We start from the raw sequence: 20,192 nt of genomic DNA, 5'->3' as shown, positions 1-20,192 counted from the left end.
GTGCACAATAAAAAGGCGCCCAAAATTGAGCGCCTCTTCTAATTATTATTTCGTAACAACTTCATCTTCTTTTACATTTATATTATTTTCTCTCATAAACTCTTCAATCTCTTCAACTGACCTAACGATATCTTTTGACAAGTTTTCAAACCCATCTTTTGTTACAAGAATATCATCTTCAATACGAATCCCAATTGATTCTTCTTCAATATATAAACCTGGTTCAATCGTAATAACCATACCTTCTTCTAATACTCTCTCTTTGTATGTTCCGACATCGTGAGTATCTAAACCTAGGAAATGACTCACGCCGTGATAATAATATTTAGATAGTTCCTCATCTTCTTGAATTAAACCAATAGCTTTACACTCTTCTGCCAGTACTTTTTTTGTATGCTCATTTAATGCAGCAAACTTTAATCCTGGCTTAATAAGTTCAGTTGTTTCTTTCAATGCTTTTAACACGATATTATATATTTGTTTTTGGCGACTAGAGAATGTTCCACTAGCTGGGAATGTGTAACTAATATCAGCGTTGTAGTAATCTTTTTGAGCACCTAAATCGAGCAGTACTAAATCACCATTTTGAATTTGTGCATCATTATCTTCATAATGAAGGACTGTAGCATTTTTACCGCTCGCCAAAATTGTATTAAACGCATGATGTTTAATTCCAGATGATTTAAGCGTAAAATCAAAATGAGCTTCTAATTCATATTCCATCACATCTGCTTTTGCATGCTTCAGCACGTTATAAATGCCCTCTTTAGTAACAGCTATCGCTTCTTTAATGATTTCAATTTCTTCCTCTGTTTTAAACACTCGTAATTCACAAATGTTTGGGTATACATTCCCAATTGTTATGTGCGGGTACTGTTCTCTTACATGTTTAGCAAACGCTAATGTTTTCGTCTCAGTACCGTTCCACTCACGAAGTTCCAAGTCTAAATTCACGTGTTTCACATTTTCTGCGAAAAGTGTATTCGTCATCGTCTTTTCAAAGCTATCTAAATACACAACTTTCTTTATACCTGATAATTTCTCTGCTTCTTCTTTAGAAACTGTTTTTCCAACCCACTTTTCAAGTACTGGATCTGATTTTTCAATGAAAAGAGTCTCTTCTACACTATTTCCAAACTTTTTTAACATGAAAATAACATTCGGCTCATCGATTCCCGTTAAGTAGTAAAAATTACGATTCGGCACAAATTTATAATGTGCATCAGCTGACATATGAGGTGCCTGTCCAGCAAATAAAATAGTAATTGATTCCTCTGGTAATGTTTTCACTAATCTTTCTCTATTTTGAGCAAAAAATGTTGACTTCATAATAATCCCCCTAGCGTTCTATGTATGTTTTTCAAACTAATTATCCAATACAATTCATTCTATTATTGTTATAATTTTTCGTCAATTAATAGTGTTTATTTTGAAAATAAAACTTTCATTACCGGGTTTCTTACCACGCATATATACGGGATAAAATTTTCATTACTATTCCACTCGAGATTATGCATACCACTCCACAATTTCTTGACATTTATTCCATATACTTAAAATCTCATACATATAGGAAAGGAGCCTACAAGCGTGAAACATTACGTAGGACTAGCCATTACTTCAATATTTATAATTACAGGATGCTCTAATAATGTAGAAACACAACCAGCAAAAACAGAAACAGTTCAATCTCAGCCAAAAAATAAAGAAACAGCAAATACGATTCCGCAAAACTTCTATAAAGAAATTACATCCGGAAAAATCGCGCACATTCATGGAATTGGCTATGCAGGAAATATGCCAGGGATTTCTATCGCAACTCATAGTGGTATAAAGGTTTATCAAAATGGCAAATGGTTTGAAACTGCTACACAGCTACACGATTATATGGGCTTTCAAGCAACGAAAAATGGATTTTTTGCCAGCGGGCATCCTGAACCAGGTGCAAATTTTAAAAACCCTTTAGGATTAATGAAAAGTTCGGATGGTGGCAATAACCTTGAAAAGCTAGCATTCTATGGAGAATCTGATTTTCATAACCTTGCTGTCGGATATAATACGGAAGCGATTTATTTATACAACGAACGTCCTAATTCTAAATTACAACAAGGTTTTTATTTCAGTACGGACAACGGACAAGAATGGAAAAATAGTAAGTTAAAGGGGCTTTCAAGTACTATCCACTCCTTTTCAGCACATCCCGATCAATCTAGTGTAGTCGCGGTAAGTGCTAAAGATGGCGTGTATTTATCTACGGATTATGGAAATACATTTGAACTATTTTCTAAATCAGTTGAATCGACAGCAGTTACAGTAAGTAATGAAGATGTTATTTATGCCTCTATCAATAAGCAAAATGAGCAAATGATAACGAAAAAATCAATTGCTACAAATGAAGAAACAAATATACAAATTCCATCTTTAGATTCTAAGGATACCATCATGTATATTTCACAAAACCCTCAAAATTCATCTGAAATGGTATTTGCTACAATGAAAGCGAATGTATTCCTTTCTACGGATGGCGGTAAAACGTGGAAACAGATTACTAAAGAGGGATCATTACAATATAACTAGTTAGAAAGGTGAATATAACGTGTTTTCAACAATTAGTGAATGGAGTTATCAACTCATGTCTCCTTTAATGGATGTCGCGAATGCTACGAAATCAACGCCTTTTTTATTTGCGTTTTTATTAGGCATAGTAGGTACCCTTGCTCCTTGCCAATTAACAGGAAACATTAGTGCTATTACACTTTATCCCGCATTAACGGGCAGTAAAACTCCCACCTCAAAATTCGGATAGGACAAAGAAGTTAGGCGGGAGATCAACTGCCCGTAAATGCCCGATTGGTTCAACTAATAATCAGTGGGGGATGAACAAAACCCCCACTGATTAAAGTTTCACTTTATGGCAATCCATCTTTACAAAAGGGACATGCCTGGAAACATATACTGTTATTCATTTTAGGAAAAGTAATAGCTTTTACGATACTTGGACTATTAGTATGGGTGTTAGGAAAAGAGATTCAACAAATATTAACTTTGTATTTCCCGTGGTTACGCAAGCTGATCGGGCCTTTATTAATTTTAATGGGTCTAATATTATCAGGTATTATAACAGGAAGAAATTTCTTCTCTTCCATCTTCCCTATCAAATTTATACGAAAACAAAATGAAGTCAGCTCATTTTTACTTGGGTTCTTCTTTTCTTTAGCTTTCTGTCCGACTATGTTTGTGCTATTTTTCGGAACGTTAATCCCTTTATCTTTATCATCTAATTATGGGTACTTGTTTCCGACATTCTTTTCGATAGGAACTGCTCTGCCTATCGTTATACTAATGTTCATCATCTCCTATCTTGGATTAAATGGGGCATTACTCAAAAAGAGCCGAAAAATAGGAAAAAGCATTCAGCGTATAGCTGGTGTACTTCTCATTTTAATCGGACTTTATGATACATCCTTATATTGGTTGTAAATCAAAAAGGTAAGTTCAAGTGAATCAAAATTACCTTTTTTAAAAGCATTTTATTAATTTTTTTTATTTTGTAATTGTACTAATAAATTCGTAACAAACGCCAGAAACAGCGGATCATTCTCTTTTTTAGGTGACCATTGCATAATAAGTTGTCGTGGAATTTTAATTTCTATCGGTTGCACGATAAAGTCATGAATAATTTGTTTATGAAGTCCTGATAATGGAACGATTGTTATTCCTTTAACTTGTAAAGTAAGTGCTAATGCTGAACTAATTGACTCTGACTCCATCACTTTATTAACTACTATTTCATTTTTCATCAAATATGGTTCAAGTACTTCTTTACAACCAGAAAGCGGCATTATAAAAGGATAATTTTTCAACTCTTTTCTTGTAAGATCAGATGGAACTGACTTAGAAGAAACCATAACATACGGATCTTCACCAATTACATCATAATGAAATCCTGGTATTAAATTTTCTTTTATAGAAATAGAAAAATCTGCACTTCCAGAAGACAGCCAATCTAACACTTCTTGATAGCTTCCTTCTCGAACTGCAAGCACATACTGACTTTGATCAACATTACCTAATTCGATACACTCTGCCAAACAATATACAGTAACGGAAGGATATGTAGCTAATACAATCTTATACAAGCTCTTATTTTTCAAATGTAAAGCTGTTTCTTCAAGATTTTCATACTCCATTAGAAGTCGATCTACACAAACTAAAAATTCTTTTCCATTTTCAGTTAACACCGTTCCTTGTCTAGATCGCTCGAATAAAGTTAAAGCATATCTTTTCTCTAATTTGTTAATGATATGCGTTATTGCTGGTTGTGTCATATGTAATTCCTTAGCTGCTAAACTAATGCTGTTCAAACGAGCCACGTATTTAAAAACTTTAAAATCAAAAACGTTCATTCTGTTCTCCTTATATAAAAGATATTTATATCATCTATAAATAAGCTTCATTATATTTATCAACCCACTTCATATACACTAATTATACATCATCAATATTACGAAAAAATAAGCATATAAACATTAGAGGAGTGTTGATTCAATGAGTACTTACGTTTTAGTACATGGAGCATGGCAAGGCGAATGGGCATGGGAATTAGTAAAACCTCAGCTAGAGGCTTTCGGACATACAGTTGTTACACTAGACTTACCTGGAAGTGGTAAAGATATGACTCCCTCCCAAAATGTAACGTTAGATTCCTATGTTACTGCAGTAACTGATGCTATAAAACAACAAAATGAAAAGGTCATTCTTGTTGGACATAGTATGGGCGGCATTGTTATTACACAAACAGCTGAATATATACCAAATAAAATCGATAAATTAGTTTATCTTTGCGCATTCTTACCACAAAACGGTGAAAGTCTTGGTAGTAAATTAAATGGAGAAACCGGACCACAATTCTCTATAAATGAGAAAGACTTGACTGCAGAACTTATACCAGAGTTGATTGAACAAACATTTTTAAATGCTACAGAAGACGGTTCTATTAAAGAAGCATCTTTTAATCAAATGCGTCCTCAACCGCTAGGACCGTTCCAACAAGAGCTAAAAATTTCTGAAGAGAACTTTGGAACTGTAAATCGTATTTATATCGAAACAACTCTAGATAGAGCGATTCCGATTGATTTTCAGCACCGAATGAATACAGAAACTCCTTGCACGAAAATAATTACTTTGGAAGCTGATCATTCACCATTCTTTTCTAAAACAACAGAACTTGTTAATTACTTAAATGAATTAAGCTAAATTTCATTTAATGAAAATAGACACCCGCGGGTGTCTATTTATTATGCTAACTAAGGATTGTATTTTCTTCTCTACATTTGCATTCCCTTTTGCTTCATCTCCCACTTTTTATACAGTAGTACTGCCCCAAATAAGAATACCCCCGCAATGAATGAACCTATGGGTAACATTTTTATCATTTCATCAGGAAATACGAGTGGAAGTAAGGGAAATGCATAAGCTGCTGGAATACGTACCCCAACAATTTTTAACAAAATAAGCATCAATATCATATTTAATAAAGTAACTACAATCCATGAATCGATTGCTAAGTACAATAAAGTTCCAACAGTTGCCGATATAGTTAATACTAGTATTTGTTTACATGCCATTTTTTCATTGTACATCGGCTTTTGAAGCGATTCATACACAACAACTAATATTGGCGGAATAACCGCTAATTGTTCATAACCAGTGATCCAACATATACTTATCCATACAAAATTTAGTATTAAAAATACAACCATATATTTATATTGGATTTTCACTTTTCTCTCAAGACCGTTATTCAGTTTAAATATAAGAACACCTAGCATCAATATGAATGTCAAAATGAAGACAGAAATAACAAATGACCATTCAGTCGCATTTGTTACTAATGGTAATAAACCAGTTGCAATTGACGGTGCTAAATTGGATTGAATAACACGTAAAAACAACATCATTAATATAAGTGTTAAGCTAACTTTTCCTATATAGGAAATATCCATTTGATTCACTGCAAAACCAATAACAGCTGTTATTGACGGCGCAATAAAGATTTTTTCTGGTTGTCTTAGCCATCCCGGCTCACGATATGCCCATAAAGCTATTGCCATCGCAGCTATTTCCGGCAAAATTACTTCTGGATCATCTAATAGTACACCAGCTGCGACCATTGCTAAAATAAATAGAATTGCAATGCTATATGAAATAATTGTCTCTTTCCTTGAAATTACTGAATCCATTATTACATACTCCTTTTATTATCTCTTTTCATTATGCTTGTATAAATGCGGTCAATACAAAGAACCTTTGTATACCCTACTTAGGTATTGTATACAAATAATTTTCATATTTCAAGTATTACTTATCTACTTAGTTTCTCCATACTATTTTATATACAGTATAAAGAGTTGATTTTTTACAGGCATTGACACCTTATAAAAGATAGGTTAAAATAACTATAAATTAGTAAGTTACTAATTTATAATAAAAATCTTAGAGGTGAAAGAAATGAAAAACATTTTATTCCGTATTAATGAATTAGCAAAAAAAGAAAAAACTTTAGGATTAAATAGTGCAGAAAAACAAGAGCAACAAACACTAAGAAAAAACTATACGAAAGAATTTCGCGGAAGTTTAGATTCCATTTTACTAAATACAACAATTGTAGATTCTAGCGGAGAAAATGTTACTCCACTTGCTTTACAGCATGCTCAAGACCGTTTGAAATTTAGCGAATGAGCTCCGCACTAAAGAATTTCAATACAACATAAAAAGAGCTGGATTTCCTATATAGAAATTCCAGCTCTTTTTATTGTTTTTTCTAATTTAGTAAATGAGCGATACATAGCAATTCTCCACGATACAATCATCGCAAATGCAAGTAAGAAAAACATCCCGCTTAATTGTGCTAAATCAATCGATTGACTTAAATATGATTTAAGTCCTACTCGTACAACTAATAATCCAACTAAAATAAATATGAACGCTTTTGACGGTTTCATATATATGTCTTCACCTTTTATTTCGAACTTAGATGTTTTAATAAGAAATATAGAGAAAATAAGTCCTATACTAATTGCCTCTACTATTTCTAACGATGTTAACCGAAACTCTGGTAAGAAGTACATCGATGCGCCAGTACTCATAAAGATTGGCGGTAATATAATTTTCTTTTTCGTTACCGGTTTTTTCGCTGACTTAAAGCGAAGAAACATTACTCCAACGGCCATGCAAACTGCTACGATACTTGATAAAAGTGCTAAACTCATACTCTCCACCCCTATCTATTTAAAAGACTTTTTGAGCAAAATCATAAACCAAACAAGCCCGACACTTATAATGACATGAGCTAATCCAGCCATATGGCTTAAACCGTTAAAGTCTGTTCCGTTTACTTGTAAAATACCTCTAAATACCATTGTAGCGATTGTAAAAATTAATCCTATGTTATACACAACAAACCATGCACGAAAACTTTTTGTTTCACGGACATTAAATACTTTAAATAGAGCCAAAGCGACCAAAAAGAATACGAAGCCGAGCACTAATACGTGTGTATGCACTAATTGCAACATAGTGGATCCTTTAATTCCTTGCGCTTTTGTATACTCTCTAGCAAATACACCTGATAATAAACCAATAATTAAGTAAATGAATGCTGCATTATATAATTTCTTCATTATATTCCTCCTGCTGTAGAACGACAATTAATATCGTCACTTTCCATATTCACTGCAATCATTTTACGCAAAGTTTATGAACGGAATATGAACAGAAGATTACATTGCAATTTTTATACATAAAAAAGCCCTTCCACAACTATGAGTTAGGAAGAGCTTTTCACCTTATTTTAAATCTTCAATTGAGAAGGCACCAGGAAGTAACTGCTCTACAGTCACTTCTTTTTCATCGCCTTTTACATTCGTTAGTAAAACTGGCATTTTCGGATTACAAAATTCAGCAATAACTTGTCTACATGCACCACATGGTGAAATCGGTCCGTCCGTTTCGCCTGTAATGACTAAGTAACTAAAGTCGCGCTCACCTTCTGATACTGCTTTAAAGATTGCCGTTCTTTCTGCACAGTTACATAAACCGTAAGAAGCATTTTCTATATTACAACCAGTATAGATTTTACCTTCTTTTGTAACTAACGCTGCACCAACAGGAAATTTTGAATACGGAATATACGCTTTTGATAACATCTTATTTGCTTCTTCAATATATTTTTTCTTATCCATATTATTTCCTCCTCAAAGTAAATGTAATTATGATTAGTCAGTAATAACTGTATGAACCAATTTAGGAGCCACTGCTGTTTCAGAGATAGAAATATTTTCATAAATTTTTGCTTTTACATCTTCTACATTTTCACGATTTGCATAAATCGTTACGAACGGCTCGCCTTCTTTTACTGCATCGCCAACTTTTTTACGTAACATTAAACCTACAGCTAAATCAATTTCATCTTCCTTCGTAGCACGACCTGCACCAAGTAGCATGGCAGCGATACCAATTTCATCCGCAACAATGTTAGAAATAACACCTGAAGTTTTAGCTGGTACATCAATTACATACTTCGCTTGTGGCATTTTTTCTGGATTGTCTACAATCGAGCTGTCTCCGCCTTGATTGCTTAAGAACTCTTTAAATTTCTCAGTTGCTTTTCCGTTTTTCATAACTTCAATTAGCATTTCACGAGCTTCTTCTAATGTATTTGCTTTTTTCGCAAGTACAACCATTTGGCTACCTAATACAAGTACTAATTCTGTTAAATCTTCTGGACCTTCACCTTTTAAAGTATCAATTGCTTCCTTCACTTCTAGAGCGTTACCAATCGCAAAACCAAGAGGCTGTGACATATCTGAAATTACTGCCATCGTTTGACGTCCAACATTATTTCCGATACGTACCATTGCATGAGCTAATTCTTTTGCATCTTCTTCTGTTTTCATAAATGCACCGGCACCTGTTTTCACATCAAGTACGATCGCATCAGCACCAGCTGCAATTTTTTTACTCATAATTGAACTTGCGATTAGAGGAATCGAGTTTACTGTTCCTGTTACATCACGAAGTGCATAGATTTTTTTATCAGCAGGTGTTAAGTTTCCTGTTTGTCCGATAACAGCCACTTTATCACGGTTTACAATATCAATGAATTGCTCTTTCGTAATTTCAACGTGGAATCCTTCCACTGCTTCTAATTTATCAATTGTCCCGCCCGTATGTCCTAAACCACGACCAGACATTTTTGCTACTGGTACATCTAAAGCAGCAACTAATGGTCCTAATACTAATGTTGTTGTATCACCAACACCGCCAGTTGAATGCTTATCTACTTTAATGCCTTCAATTGCTGATAAGTCGATTGTTTCTCCAGATTCAACCATTGCCATTGTTAAGTCTGCGCGTTCACGATCCGTCATATCTTGGAAGAAGATTGCCATTGCAAGTGCACTCGCTTGATAATCAGGAATACTTCCATCTGTATATCCATTAATAAAGAAATTAATTTCTTCAGTCGTTAATTCTTTTCCATCACGTTTTTTCGCAATAATATCTACCATTCTCATTACAATCACCATTCCTTTTTATATTATATGAATCTGTTAAAATAATAAGCCAACGATTGTTGCTGATAAGAAACTTACTAATGTTGCACCAAAAAGTAATTTCAAACCAAATCTTGCGACTACATTCCCTTGTTTTTCATTTAAGCTCTTAACTGCCCCTGCAATAATCCCAATTGAAGAGAAGTTTGCAAACGATACTAAGAATACAGATATAATCGCTGTCGTTCTAGCTGAGAAATTAAAGTTTCCTTGTGCTAAATCTGTCATAGCGACAAATTCATTCGATACTAATTTTGTTGCCATAATATTTCCGGCATTAACTGCTTCATGCCAAGGTACACCCATAATAAATGCAAATGGTGCAAATACATAACCAAGAATTTCTTGGAATGAGATACCGATTACACCTTTAAATACTGCATTAATAAAGGCGATAAGAGCAACGAAACCGATTAACATAGCTGCTACTGTAATCGCAACTTTAAATCCATCTATAATATATTCCCCTAATACTTCAAAAAAGGTCTTTTTCTCTTCTTCTTGTACTTCTAACATATCTTCTTCTTCAGTAACCTCATACGGATTAATAATAGAAGCGATAATAAAACCACCAAATAAGTTAAGCACTAAAGCGGTTACAACATATTGCGGTTTTAATAACACCATGTAGGATCCAACGATAGACATAGAAACGGTAGACATCGCAGATGCACATAATGTATACATTCTTTTTTCTGGCAATAATCCTAGTTGTTTCTTAACTGAAATAAACACTTCAGATTGTCCTAAAATCGCAGAAGCTACCGCGTTATATGATTCTAGTTTCCCCATTCCATTTACTTTACTTAATACTAGACCGATAGATTTCACAATAATAGGTAATACTTTAATGTGTTGTAAAATACCTATTAAAGCTGATATAAATACGATTGGCATTAATACACTTAAAAAGAATGAAAACTCTTTTTGATTTACTAATCCCCCAAATACGAAATTCACACCATCAGCGGCATATTTTAATAATTCTCCAAAACCATCTGCTATTCCGCTAATTAATATATTCCCTACACTTGTATTTAATAATAAAAACCCAAAAATGAATTGTAATATAACCATCGTTATGATTGGGCGATATTTGACTTTCTTTCTATCATTACTAGCAAGCCAAGCAATACCTAAAATCAATACGAGGCCTAAAACACCGATTAAGTATTTCATAAGCCGTCTCCTCCCATTCGTATCCGCTTACATCTTTTTCAATTGTTAAAGCAATAGATACACTTTACTTTAAATGTGTATCTATTGCCCTTTACTTCATTATTGATTAGTAGTTATCTGTAGCACCTTTTGCATCATTTAATACGATTGCAACACTAGCACTTGCTCCAACGCGAGAAGCTCCAGCCTCTACCATTTTGTCTGCATCTTCACGTGTACGAACGCCGCCAGATGCTTTTACACCAACGTTTGGTCCAACTGTTTTACGCATTAATGCGATATCTTCTGCAGTTGCTCCGCCAGTTGAGAATCCAGTTGAAGTTTTTACGAAATCAGCACCAGCTTTTACTGATAATTCACAAGCACGAACTTTTTCTTCATCTGTTAGAAGGCAAGTTTCAATGATTACTTTTACAAGAGCTTTTCCTTTTGCTGCTTGTACTACTTCATAAATGTCTTTCTCAACGAACTCATTGTCGCCATCTTTTAAAGCACCTACGTTGATTACCATATCAACTTCAGTTGCACCTTTTGCGATAGCATCTTTTGTTTCGAATGCTTTTGTTTCAGTAGTGCTTGCTCCTAATGGGAAACCGATTACAGTACAAACGTCTACATCATGTCCAGCTAATTCTTCAGCAGCTAGCTTTACCCATGTAGGATTAATACAAACTGAAGCAAATTTGTATTGCTTTGCCTCTTCGATTACTTTCATAACATCTTCTTTAGTAGAATTTGGTTTTAAAATTGTATGGTCAATTAACTTTGCAATGTTCATTATCTTCACTCCTCATATCTTTTAACAACTTCATTCTAACTCTTAGTTGAACAAATGTAAATACACTTTTGAAATTTTGTTCACTCTTTTACAAAAGGGAATTTCTTGTAGTAGATACGGTGCATTCTAGCTGAGAAACAATTCATATACATCACAAGTTGAAATCAAAACTTTTATGTTAACACTGGTAGTATGTATCTCAATATCCATAATTATTTTTAAAAAGGAAGTTTGTGTTCCAAGAAGGACTCCTATCATTTATACATAACAAAATAAAAGGCTTTCTCAAAATTAATATTTTGAGAAAGCCTTTTATTTCTAACCTTTTTGATAATGTAACAATTCCTTCGCCGTATGCTGATCGATAATTAATACATTTGCATACCCGCCACGTAACGCACCATCAATTGCTTTTACTTTTCTATTACCACCTGCAACTAAAATAGAACGTTTCTTTAATTTAAGTTCCTCTAACTCAATTCCAATTGTACGCTTATTAATTTCTTCGCTACTAATATTTCCGTCTCCATCAAAGAAACGTGAACAAATGTCACCGACCGATTGTTTTTTCAAAATGTTCGTTTCATCCTTATCGAAATATCCTAATCGGAATAATAGCGCTTCGTCTCGCACTGTTCCAACAGTGAAAACTGCAATATTCGCTTGTTTTCCCATTTCGATAATGTGATGAATATGTCTATCTTGCTCCACTAATTCTTTTGTCACTGCATTATCAAATATAACTGGAAGGGGTAGATTTCTTGGCGTCGTTTGAAAAGCATCTGCAAATAAAGCAATCGTCTCATTCGCATATGTATTTACACTTGAGTGACTAATGCCACCTTTTAATTGGACAACCTCTACACCTTTCACATGTTGCGGCACGATTTTTCTAGCGATTTCATACATCGTCATTCCCCAGCTTACACCAACGATATCACCAGTTTTCACGGTCTTTTCCATATACTCAGCAGCATACTTACTAATATACTCCGTAATCGTTGCATATTCTGGTACTGGAGAAAATACGACATGCGCTTCTAACAGGTTGTACTTTTCTTTAAGTAAATTCCCAACGTTATCTAAATCAGCAAACGGATCGGCTATGCTAATTTGAACAAATCCTTTTTCTTTTGCGTACTTTAATAATCTAGAGATCGTCGGTCTTGAAATATTTAATTTGTTAGCAATTTCTTGCTGACTATAATCTGATTGATAATATAATCTTGCAACTTCAACGCTTAACTGTTGTTTATCTTTTTCCATAGTAACTTATTACAAACCCTTTCCTGTATTTCCCTTTCGTTACAAGCATTATACAGCTTTATGCAAGAAATTTCGACTACCGAATTTTATCCACCTAAACTTCTATTCCACTTAGTATATACAATGAAACTTTATTGTGTAGCTTCATAAACTCAATACAGATGATCTTGAAGCAGATAAAGTGAAACTTTAATCAGTGGGGGGGGTGTCCATCCCCCACTGATTATTAGCCCTCACCAATCGGGCTTTTACGGGCAGTTGATCTCCCACCTAAATCCCCCGCATTCCCCGAATTTTGAGGTGGGAGTCTTACTGCCCGCAAATAGCTGGATAAATCGATTCATATTCAATTCATTCTTTTTGTTCTTTCTGTAGTAACGATAACAAAACCCTTCAATAACAAACATTGAATATTATTTATGGAACTTCCTTAACGTACGGTAAAACCAAGTTTTTTAACATAGAAATTCCTTAGCGTACGAAATTCACGTTTTGATGGCGAGACCCCATGGCCATCAAACTAAAGTTTTAATGTACCCCAAAATAAAAATTTTCTTTCACTACAGTTAATTACTTTGAGAAGTCAGCGGATTTTTCATTTTAGGGGGATTTTGTTTTGTTAGCTTGATAGTGATGGGATACAGCCAACATTTTGGAAGTTTTATATGCTAAGCGAATTTCAACCTAAAAAAGTCGAATTCCTGTACGTTAAGTGAAGTGGCATTTCATTCAAATAATCCCTATTATCTGAAGTTAATAAAGTCTTTTACACTCTCTTCTTTAAAAACGTTTCCATAATATCCTTCTTGAATCTTTCATAATCAAGCTGAAAAGCTACATTATGCGCTTTATAGCCTGGATTAGTAGCAAAACGAAAGTCTGCAATACTTTGACCAAATCCTTCTCCTTGATCAGGAATTACTTTAATGGGTACTCTTGAAAGGCCAACAGCCTCTTGATTCAGCAAATACCACACTGTTACAAAATCATGCATAGGGCTTCCACTTATACCAGGATTAGACTTGGAGTAGAATTTATAATAATAGTCTAACATAGGTTTGATGATGAGTCCTGCAAGGTCCTGTGTATTCCGATGAAATGCATCAATTTGCTGGACCATTTCGGGTGTAACAATCGCATGTTGAGTCACATTTAAAGGAATAATTGTCAAGTTCTTTGCATGCTGCAGAATTAAGTTTGCTGCATAAGGGTCTGAGTAAAAGTTAGCTTCAGCCACAGCAGTTACGTTACCTGGATAGAAAAAAGCTCCCCCCATGCAAATGCATTCTCTTACGTTTCGCATTGTTTCTAAATTCAACACAAAAGTCGTAGCTAGCGAAGAAAGTCTTCCTAAATTGATAATTGTAAGATCTTCTAAATTTGATTCTATAATTTGATAAATATCATTTAAAGGATAAACTGGATATGAAATTTCAGGGGGAATGATAGGTCCTAATCCGACTTTTCCATGTACCTCAGGGAAATACTGAATCAATATACCTGTCAACGGTACAGAAGCACCAAGGAATACGGGTATCTCTTCTCTTCCCGCAATGTACTTCAAATAGTTAATATTTCTTATTGCATTTTCTCTGGATACATTTCCATAATCGGCTACAATTCCTACAAGTTGAATGTCTTTACGAAAAAAGGTGTACAGTATAGCAAACGCATCATCAATCCCCAAATCTGTAAACAGGAGAACCTTTTTTTTCATATCTCTTCCTCCAAAATCTATAGAATCCTACTTTCACTAATGATGTAGTGATCAGACTAAGCTTGTATGTATATATTTTATGTATTCTTAAAGAGTGGATTCTATTCACTTGAAATAGCTTTGCTCATCTAAATTTGATATTATGTTCAAGCGTAAGTTTCTGTTCTTAAGTTCATAGGCATGGTGTGCTATCCCATGCCTAAAGGCGATGGGCTTTCTCGTTCGGAATGGCTGTAAGTTCTTCTACATTAAGTACGGACGGATACTTTTCTCCAGTTATAGAATGGTCTTTAATGATTATAAGTATTATTTTAAACATTACTGCAGTTATAGGCTTATCACTACACGTCTTTGTATATCAACCTATGAAAAGATTTGAAAAAATTAAAATGAGACCTTCAAATAAAATAATTATATTTGAGGTAACACCACATCGCCATCGAGTGTTGATTTAGAAAAAAGTTTAATTATAAATATTTTATGATATTCAATAAATTTAACTTATAAAAATATTTTTATTCTTATTCAACTATCCTGCCCCGTTAGTTTAAGTACATTTCTTCACAATTTTTACAGTGATAGTAACATAAATACCCAACAAAAAATCATCTCACCTCTAGAAATCTATAATGGTAGTTTTAGAATAAGTGAATAAGAGAAATAACCGCCATTGATTATTTCTCTTTTCATATACATATTTATTTTTGGAAAAATAACCTAACTCCAAATACTAATAATACTGTGCCAGTAATACCCTCTATTGTACGGTTCACTTTTTCTTTTCTTAAAAAAGTTCTTAATTGACGTATTAGTGAAATATAAAGTAAATACCATGTTGCTGTCAAAGTCGTAAATGTGAGTCCTAACAACAGAAATTGGAAGAGATGACTTTGATTGCTCACAATAAATTGGGGTAGAAAACTTAGGAAAAATACAGCCGTTTTCGGATTTAAGATTGCCGTGGTAAATCCTTGTCTAAAACTTTTAATCGTACCAATATCCTTAGAGTTCATTTCCACTGAACCTGACATATCTTCTTTTTTAGAAAAGGCACTTTTAATTGACTTTACAGCTAAGTAAATTAAATAAAAAGCCCCAGCATATTTTATTAATGTAAATAGCATAGCAAATTTCATTAGGATAGCAGAGAGTCCTAGTGTAGCCATTATTGTATGAATCATCATTCCAGATACCGTTCCTAAGACGGTCCTTATCCCACCATTTCTACCATGCGAGATAGTGTTTTTTGTAACTAAGGCAAAACCGGGACCAGGCATTATTATGATTAGGATTGCTGTAAGGATAAATAATAAATAATTTTCCATGTTTTAGTATTTCCTTTCCAATTTTTAGTTTTGCTTATAGTATAGCTTTTTCCCTTAAAACATTAAATATAAAAAGCGTGATCAGGAGTTTATCGAGGTTATTAGTATCAATTTGACCAAACATTATCCCAAAGCTACATTGATAAAACACACGGCAAACTTATGGGTAAAATTACAAGCTCGGCTCTCACAAAAAACGGGATAAAAAATAAACAGCGGCACTAGTCCGCTGTTTATTTCGTCACGCCTTCATGTAATTTTTCTGTATAATCCTTTACATCCTTCCAGCTATCTTTCGCCGTATTTAAATCTTCTTTTATAAAGGTAAACTCTTCAGTGCTAATTCCTTTTACGTTTTGTAGTAAATTATTATATTTTGCACCTACCGTATACCATTGATTTGATATATTTTGCAGTGCCGTAATTGCTGCATCAATTGTTTCTGTCATATTTGTTGTTTTATTTTTCACATCTGTCAAAATTGCCACTTCTGCTTGCGCTCCTGAAATTCTATCCTTTAAATTAGCTATTTCTCTTTCTGCATTTGCAATGTCTTTTTTCGCAATCGCAATCATTGGTCCGCCAGCAAGACAAGTTATTAGCGCTACGCAAAGTACACCACCAGCAATGACCATATCATTACTCTTTTTGATCGAATCATTATATGTATTTATTTGTTGCTCTAGAGCTGGAATACCAGCATTCGTACTCGCCAAAATCGAGGTTAATTGATTTGTATCCTCTTTAAAACTATTTGTATCTTTCGCCATTCTATCGCGAAAAGCTTTTAAATCTCCTAATAATACATCTACCTCATTTTGATTCTTTAAAATGTCCGCATACAACTTTTCTATATCCGCTTTTAATTTACCACTATCTTTTTGATCGATAGCTAATAGCATGTCATTATAGTACGTTTGAAAAGTATTATTATAATCAATAATATTTTGATCCATTTTCATAATTTGAGGTTTCATATTATTTAACCAATAAGCCGCGTTAATTTTTGCATCTCTTTGATGCTGAACCATATTCCCTTTAAACTCACCATTAATTGAACTTATTTTACTCAAATCAGTCTCTTGCTGATTTTGAATTAATTTTGCATATGAATCCATTGCGAATATGCTCGATGTCGTTTGCGCCATTACATCTTGGAACCCTGCTGGTCCGAGAGAATAATTTTTTGCATTTTCTTGTAATGTTTTTACGTTTTGTTCTGCTGCAAGAGGATGTAAAGGAAACGCATTACTCGTTGCGACTCCAGCAATCATTATCGTTAAAAGGCATTTTTTATAGAAATTATTACGCATACTTATCACCTATTCTTTTTATGAGGATATGAAACGTTAGAGGTAAAAAAAGCTCCTGCTCACTACTGAACAGGAGCTCTCTATTATTTAATAAATATTTTATCTATACGTAATGCTATAACAGTTTAATTGTTATTATGCTTTTTTCGTATCTACTACTTTAATATCTTCAGCATAAATTTTTTCTGCATAGTCTTTAATGTTCTTCCAGCTATCTTTCGCAATGTTTAAATCTTCTTTAATAAAAACAAGGTCGTTTGGACTAATTGAATCTACATTTTGAAGTAAAGAATTATATTTTGATCCCATTGTATACCATTGATTTGAAATGTTTTGCAACGCTGTAATTGCAGTGTCAATCGTATTTGTTAAATATTCTGTTTGTGTTTTAATGTTTGTTAATCCTGCCACTTCTAATTGGGCAGTTGTAACTTGTCCTGTTATCTTTTGAATTTCTGCCTGTGCATTATCAAGCTCTTTCTTCGCTAATACGATTCCTGCAGTACCACCACCTACAGCTGCTGCACCACCTGCAATTAGTGCGATTCCTAGCGGCGTTCCTGCTCCCGTAGCAATAACAACTGCACCACCGATAATTGCAATTGGTCCTAAAGCTGTCGCAACAGATGAGCCGATAATAATTGCATTATATTTACTAATTGCTTCATTATACGTTGTAATTTGATTTTGCAGAAGCGGAATTCCAGCATCTTGACTAGCTAAGATAGATGTAATTTGATTTGCATCTCCCTTGAAATTTTGAGTATCTGTAGTCATTTTATTTCGGAATTTCTTCAAGTCTTCTACTAACTGATCTACTTGCGCTTTATTTTCATTAATACTACTTGATAATCTAGTTAGACCTTTCGTAAGAGTTGCTTTATCCTTTGTATCTACCGCAGCAACTAAAGTATCATAATAGTTTTGGAACTTCGTATTGTAGTTAATGATATTTTGATTCGTTGAAATAAGCTGTGGCTTCATTACATCTAACCATTGTTTCGCATTTCCTCTAGCTGTATCTTGATGCTGAATCACTTTTCCTTTTAAAGCTGCATCAACTGACGATACATTACCAAAGTTAACATTACCTTGTTTAATAATTGTTAAAGCGTACAGATCCATTACTAAAGCGTTTGAACCTGTTCTTTCCATTGCATCTTTCAGGCCTTCTGGTCCTAATGAATATTCTTCATAGTCATTATAAGCTTTTGCTACCGCATGAACTGGAGCTTGTTTCACTGTACTTTCAGCTGCATAAGTATGCGCCGGCATAATGTTCCCTGCTGCAAATACTGCCATAAGTGCTGATAGAGCCATTACTTTATAAGGTTTTTTCGTCATTTCTCTTCTCTCCCTATATCGTTAATTATTTTTCTGTTTAATGTACTTCAACGTTTGTAACGTAATCTTCAAATTGATTCGTTTGCTTATTCATTTCATCACTTACTTTTTTGAGTTGATTGAAATGTTTTTGAAGTAAACTATTGTCTGTATACGTGCCTTCTTCAATATTTGTTTGAATTTGGATCATATTATTATTTAAAACTTTCCAATCTGTTAATAACGTTTCTAAAGTTGCGATTTGGCGATCAATTAGTTCTGTAAAGCTACTTACTTGATCTTCAACGAATGTAATTTGAGTCGCCTCTGATTCAGTTTGTGATAACTTTTGAATAAGTGGTAATAGCTCTTTTTGCTTTTGCTGAATACGAAGAGCTGCTTCCCTCGTTTGACTATCTGCAGCATTTACAATTTCATTACTTAAAGTACCAATAGAAACAAAATCGATTGTTTTCGTTTGTGCAGTTTGATTTGTGATTGTAAATACTTGTTTACCGATATTAATAGAACCTTTAATAATTTCTTGAGGTCTATTCAAAATAATAGTTAGTTCAGCTTGAATTTCCCCTTGAATTCTTTTAATATCTTCTCTTAATTTCACAATATCTCCACTTGATCCTTGAAGTGTTTTTATTGCCTCATCAGCTTTAATTGATAAGTTGTTACTATCTTTGTCTAATACCGATTTAAATCGATTTAACTCTAATAAATCTTGCTCCATACTCTCTTGGATGCTTTGTACTTGCACTTGCAATTTTCCATATGCGCTTGTGAAATCTGCTTTTGCTTGTTCATCTTCATTTACTTTTCCTGCTAGTTCATATAGCTTACTATAATAGCTATTAAATCTAGTGCTATATCTCATCATCTCTTGATTTAGGTCGATTAACTTCGGATTATATTCATCAATCCACTCTCGTACATTCGCCTTTGCAAACTTTTGATGATTCGTCAAACTACTCATAGCGTTTACCTTAATGTCTGGTTGTTGCAAAATAACTAATCCGTATGCTTGTATAAGTGGTGACTGTGACCCTAACATTCTAATTGAATTTGATAATGTATTTGGAGCAATTACATTTTGCGCATATACTGTTTTCACTTCTGTTTGCCCCCCCTTAGCGTAAGCGCTTACAGGAACAAGACAACTCGTAGATACTGCTGTAACCAATAACCCTGTAATTAAAGTCTTTTTCACTTTAACTCCTCCTATGTATTAGCAACTATTACTATCGCATTTTATTATTCTATTTTCTTGCACATTATTTGAGATGGTTAAAAACCGAGAACGTTCTCACCGTGATTCATGTACTAACCACCTCTCTCAAATTTTATTGCTACAGTACTTACTTATTGTTATAAAACATTCCATAACTTTTCATATGTGCTTAGTATGAATAATATTGTATAAGTGTTCTATTTTATCGCAATTTCCACATTCATACAGTGAATATATTACATAAAAATATTATTCATTTTAAACTAATTAACGTACGAAAGTATGAAATTTCGTTTTGTTTTCATGTAAGTTTTGTACTGTAAGGTCATTTAAACACAGCTATTAATCCATCGTAAAGAAGTATTTTCATTCCCTTTATTTTCAAGAACTCATGTCTTTATTCCAAAATAAAATCCGATTAACTTTCTCAATTA

The 20,192-nt window shown here is 33.7% G+C and carries 19 protein-coding genes and 1 pseudogene; 5 read left to right on the top strand and 15 right to left on the bottom strand.

Going from position 1 to position 20,192, the window contains the following annotated elements; all coding sequences use genetic code 11:
- Window positions 1-45: 45 nt before the first annotated feature.
- On the bottom strand, window positions 46-1,329 hold the full coding sequence (locus NSQ47_RS04005; RefSeq protein ID WP_215581334.1) for an aminopeptidase P family protein: 1,284 nt from the start codon (window positions 1,327-1,329) through the stop codon (window positions 46-48).
- Window positions 1,330-1,590: 261 nt separating this feature from the next.
- Here NSQ47_RS04005 and NSQ47_RS04000 point away from each other — a divergent pair, with 261 nt between their 5' ends.
- A complete protein-coding gene (locus NSQ47_RS04000; protein WP_341036182.1) occupies window positions 1,591-2,577 on the top strand; it encodes a F510_1955 family glycosylhydrolase in 987 nt (328 codons plus the stop codon).
- Between the two features lie 19 nt (window positions 2,578-2,596).
- A pseudogene (locus tag NSQ47_RS03990) lies at window positions 2,597-3,480 on the top strand (urease accessory protein UreH domain-containing protein).
- A 53-nt stretch (window positions 3,481-3,533) separates the two neighbouring features.
- Here the strand turns inward: NSQ47_RS03990 and NSQ47_RS03985 are convergent.
- Window positions 3,534-4,406: a LysR family transcriptional regulator gene (locus NSQ47_RS03985; RefSeq protein WP_088078322.1), complete on the bottom strand. Its 873-nt coding sequence runs from the start codon at window positions 4,404-4,406 to the stop codon at window positions 3,534-3,536.
- A gap of 142 nt (window positions 4,407-4,548) precedes the next feature.
- On the opposite strand from NSQ47_RS03985, the gene NSQ47_RS03980 reads away from it, so the two are divergent.
- Complete coding sequence (locus NSQ47_RS03980) at window positions 4,549-5,256, top strand: alpha/beta fold hydrolase (protein WP_341036180.1); 708 nt, start codon at window positions 4,549-4,551, stop codon at window positions 5,254-5,256.
- Window positions 5,257-5,327: 71 nt separating this feature from the next.
- On the opposite strand, the gene NSQ47_RS03975 is transcribed toward NSQ47_RS03980, so the two are convergent.
- On the bottom strand, window positions 5,328-6,242 hold the full coding sequence (locus NSQ47_RS03975) for a hypothetical protein (RefSeq protein WP_341036178.1): 915 nt from the start codon (window positions 6,240-6,242) through the stop codon (window positions 5,328-5,330).
- Window positions 6,243-6,510: 268 nt separating this feature from the next.
- On the opposite strand from NSQ47_RS03975, the gene NSQ47_RS03970 reads away from it, so the two are divergent.
- A complete protein-coding gene (locus NSQ47_RS03970) occupies window positions 6,511-6,741 on the top strand; it encodes a DUF896 domain-containing protein (protein ID WP_341036177.1) in 231 nt (76 codons plus the stop codon).
- Between the two features lie 47 nt (window positions 6,742-6,788).
- Here the strand turns inward: NSQ47_RS03970 and NSQ47_RS03965 are convergent, their stop codons facing one another.
- The 8 genes from NSQ47_RS03965 to NSQ47_RS03930 all read right to left on the bottom strand — a co-directional run bounded on the left by NSQ47_RS03965 (window position 6,789) and on the right by NSQ47_RS03930 (window position 14,557).
- Entirely contained in the window at window positions 6,789-7,271 is a 483-nt protein-coding gene (locus NSQ47_RS03965) for a CcdC family protein (RefSeq protein ID WP_341036176.1), read from the bottom strand.
- Between the two features lie 15 nt (window positions 7,272-7,286).
- Window positions 7,287-7,682 carry a DUF2871 domain-containing protein gene (locus NSQ47_RS03960; protein WP_002158323.1) on the bottom strand — a complete coding sequence of 132 codons (396 nt, stop codon included), beginning with the start codon at window positions 7,680-7,682 and terminating at the stop codon, window positions 7,287-7,289.
- A gap of 165 nt (window positions 7,683-7,847) precedes the next feature.
- Window positions 7,848-8,243 (bottom strand): cytidine deaminase, encoded by a 396-nt coding sequence (locus NSQ47_RS03955; protein WP_002158324.1) that lies wholly within the window; start codon window positions 8,241-8,243, stop codon window positions 7,848-7,850.
- 33 nt (window positions 8,244-8,276) lie between these two features.
- Window positions 8,277-9,578 (bottom strand): pyrimidine-nucleoside phosphorylase, encoded by a 1,302-nt coding sequence (locus NSQ47_RS03950; protein WP_002158325.1) that lies wholly within the window; start codon window positions 9,576-9,578, stop codon window positions 8,277-8,279.
- A 36-nt stretch (window positions 9,579-9,614) separates the two neighbouring features.
- Window positions 9,615-10,796, bottom strand: coding sequence for a NupC/NupG family nucleoside CNT transporter (locus NSQ47_RS03945; protein WP_341036175.1), 1,182 nt, complete (start codon window positions 10,794-10,796; stop codon window positions 9,615-9,617).
- 106 nt (window positions 10,797-10,902) lie between these two features.
- Entirely contained in the window at window positions 10,903-11,574 is a 672-nt protein-coding gene (gene deoC, locus NSQ47_RS03940) for a deoxyribose-phosphate aldolase (RefSeq protein WP_002012110.1), read from the bottom strand.
- Window positions 11,575-11,892: 318 nt separating this feature from the next.
- The gene (locus tag NSQ47_RS03935) at window positions 11,893-12,840 is read right to left on the bottom strand and encodes a sugar-binding transcriptional regulator (protein WP_002202408.1); all 948 of its coding nucleotides are present in this window, start codon (window positions 12,838-12,840) and stop codon (window positions 11,893-11,895) included.
- 766 nt (window positions 12,841-13,606) lie between these two features.
- Window positions 13,607-14,557: a nucleoside hydrolase gene (locus tag NSQ47_RS03930; RefSeq protein WP_002158329.1), complete on the bottom strand. Its 951-nt coding sequence runs from the start codon at window positions 14,555-14,557 to the stop codon at window positions 13,607-13,609.
- 227 nt (window positions 14,558-14,784) lie between these two features.
- Here NSQ47_RS03930 and NSQ47_RS03925 point away from each other — a divergent pair, with 227 nt between their 5' ends.
- Window positions 14,785-15,012 carry a hypothetical protein gene (locus NSQ47_RS03925; protein WP_078182159.1) on the top strand — a complete coding sequence of 76 codons (228 nt, stop codon included), beginning with the start codon at window positions 14,785-14,787 and terminating at the stop codon, window positions 15,010-15,012.
- A gap of 243 nt (window positions 15,013-15,255) precedes the next feature.
- On the opposite strand, the gene NSQ47_RS03920 is transcribed toward NSQ47_RS03925, so the two are convergent.
- From NSQ47_RS03920 to nheA, 4 genes are all read right to left on the bottom strand, one after another.
- Window positions 15,256-15,882: a LysE family translocator gene (locus NSQ47_RS03920; protein WP_002200900.1), complete on the bottom strand. Its 627-nt coding sequence runs from the start codon at window positions 15,880-15,882 to the stop codon at window positions 15,256-15,258.
- Window positions 15,883-16,115: 233 nt separating this feature from the next.
- The gene (gene nheC, locus NSQ47_RS03915) at window positions 16,116-17,195 is read right to left on the bottom strand and encodes a non-hemolytic enterotoxin subunit C (protein WP_341036173.1); all 1,080 of its coding nucleotides are present in this window, start codon (window positions 17,193-17,195) and stop codon (window positions 16,116-16,118) included.
- 135 nt (window positions 17,196-17,330) lie between these two features.
- Window positions 17,331-18,539, bottom strand: a complete 1,209-nt coding sequence (gene nheB / locus NSQ47_RS03910; protein WP_002200902.1) for a non-hemolytic enterotoxin NHE subunit B — start codon at window positions 18,537-18,539, stop codon at window positions 17,331-17,333.
- A 37-nt stretch (window positions 18,540-18,576) separates the two neighbouring features.
- Window positions 18,577-19,737: a non-hemolytic enterotoxin NHE subunit A gene (nheA, locus tag NSQ47_RS03905; RefSeq protein ID WP_341036172.1), complete on the bottom strand. Its 1,161-nt coding sequence runs from the start codon at window positions 19,735-19,737 to the stop codon at window positions 18,577-18,579.
- Window positions 19,738-20,192 lie beyond the last annotated feature (455 nt).

Source organism: Bacillus sp. FSL R10-2780 (genome assembly GCF_038006125.1).
Classification (GTDB): domain Bacteria; phylum Bacillota; class Bacilli; order Bacillales; family Bacillaceae_G; genus Bacillus_A; species Bacillus_A cereus_U.
The sequence above is the reverse complement of the archived record's forward strand: the minus strand, read 5'-3'. Positions and strand labels throughout refer to the sequence as shown.

Coding starts and splice junctions, on each gene's coding strand:
- NSQ47_RS04005 (WP_215581334.1), bottom strand. CDS start 1,329: ATGAAGTCAACATTTTTTGCTCAAAATAGAGAAAGATTAGTGAAAACA.
- NSQ47_RS03985 (WP_088078322.1), bottom strand. CDS start 4,406: ATGAACGTTTTTGATTTTAAAGTTTTTAAATACGTGGCTCGTTTGAAC.
- NSQ47_RS03980 (WP_341036180.1), top strand. CDS start 4,549: ATGAGTACTTACGTTTTAGTACATGGAGCATGGCAAGGCGAATGGGCA.
- NSQ47_RS03975 (WP_341036178.1), bottom strand. CDS start 6,242: ATGGATTCAGTAATTTCAAGGAAAGAGACAATTATTTCATATAGCATT.
- NSQ47_RS03970 (WP_341036177.1), top strand. CDS start 6,511: ATGAAAAACATTTTATTCCGTATTAATGAATTAGCAAAAAAAGAAAAA.
- NSQ47_RS03965 (WP_341036176.1), bottom strand. CDS start 7,271: ATGAGTTTAGCACTTTTATCAAGTATCGTAGCAGTTTGCATGGCCGTT.
- NSQ47_RS03960 (WP_002158323.1), bottom strand. CDS start 7,682: ATGAAGAAATTATATAATGCAGCATTCATTTACTTAATTATTGGTTTA.
- NSQ47_RS03955 (WP_002158324.1), bottom strand. CDS start 8,243: ATGGATAAGAAAAAATATATTGAAGAAGCAAATAAGATGTTATCAAAA.
- NSQ47_RS03950 (WP_002158325.1), bottom strand. CDS start 9,578: ATGAGAATGGTAGATATTATTGCGAAAAAACGTGATGGAAAAGAATTA.
- NSQ47_RS03945 (WP_341036175.1), bottom strand. CDS start 10,796: ATGAAATACTTAATCGGTGTTTTAGGCCTCGTATTGATTTTAGGTATT.
- deoC (WP_002012110.1), bottom strand. CDS start 11,574: ATGAACATTGCAAAGTTAATTGACCATACAATTTTAAAACCAAATTCT.
- NSQ47_RS03935 (WP_002202408.1), bottom strand. CDS start 12,840: ATGGAAAAAGATAAACAACAGTTAAGCGTTGAAGTTGCAAGATTATAT.
- NSQ47_RS03930 (WP_002158329.1), bottom strand. CDS start 14,557: ATGAAAAAAAAGGTTCTCCTGTTTACAGATTTGGGGATTGATGATGCG.
- NSQ47_RS03925 (WP_078182159.1), top strand. CDS start 14,785: ATGGCTGTAAGTTCTTCTACATTAAGTACGGACGGATACTTTTCTCCA.
- NSQ47_RS03920 (WP_002200900.1), bottom strand. CDS start 15,882: ATGGAAAATTATTTATTATTTATCCTTACAGCAATCCTAATCATAATA.
- nheC (WP_341036173.1), bottom strand. CDS start 17,195: ATGCGTAATAATTTCTATAAAAAATGCCTTTTAACGATAATGATTGCT.
- nheB (WP_002200902.1), bottom strand. CDS start 18,539: ATGACGAAAAAACCTTATAAAGTAATGGCTCTATCAGCACTTATGGCA.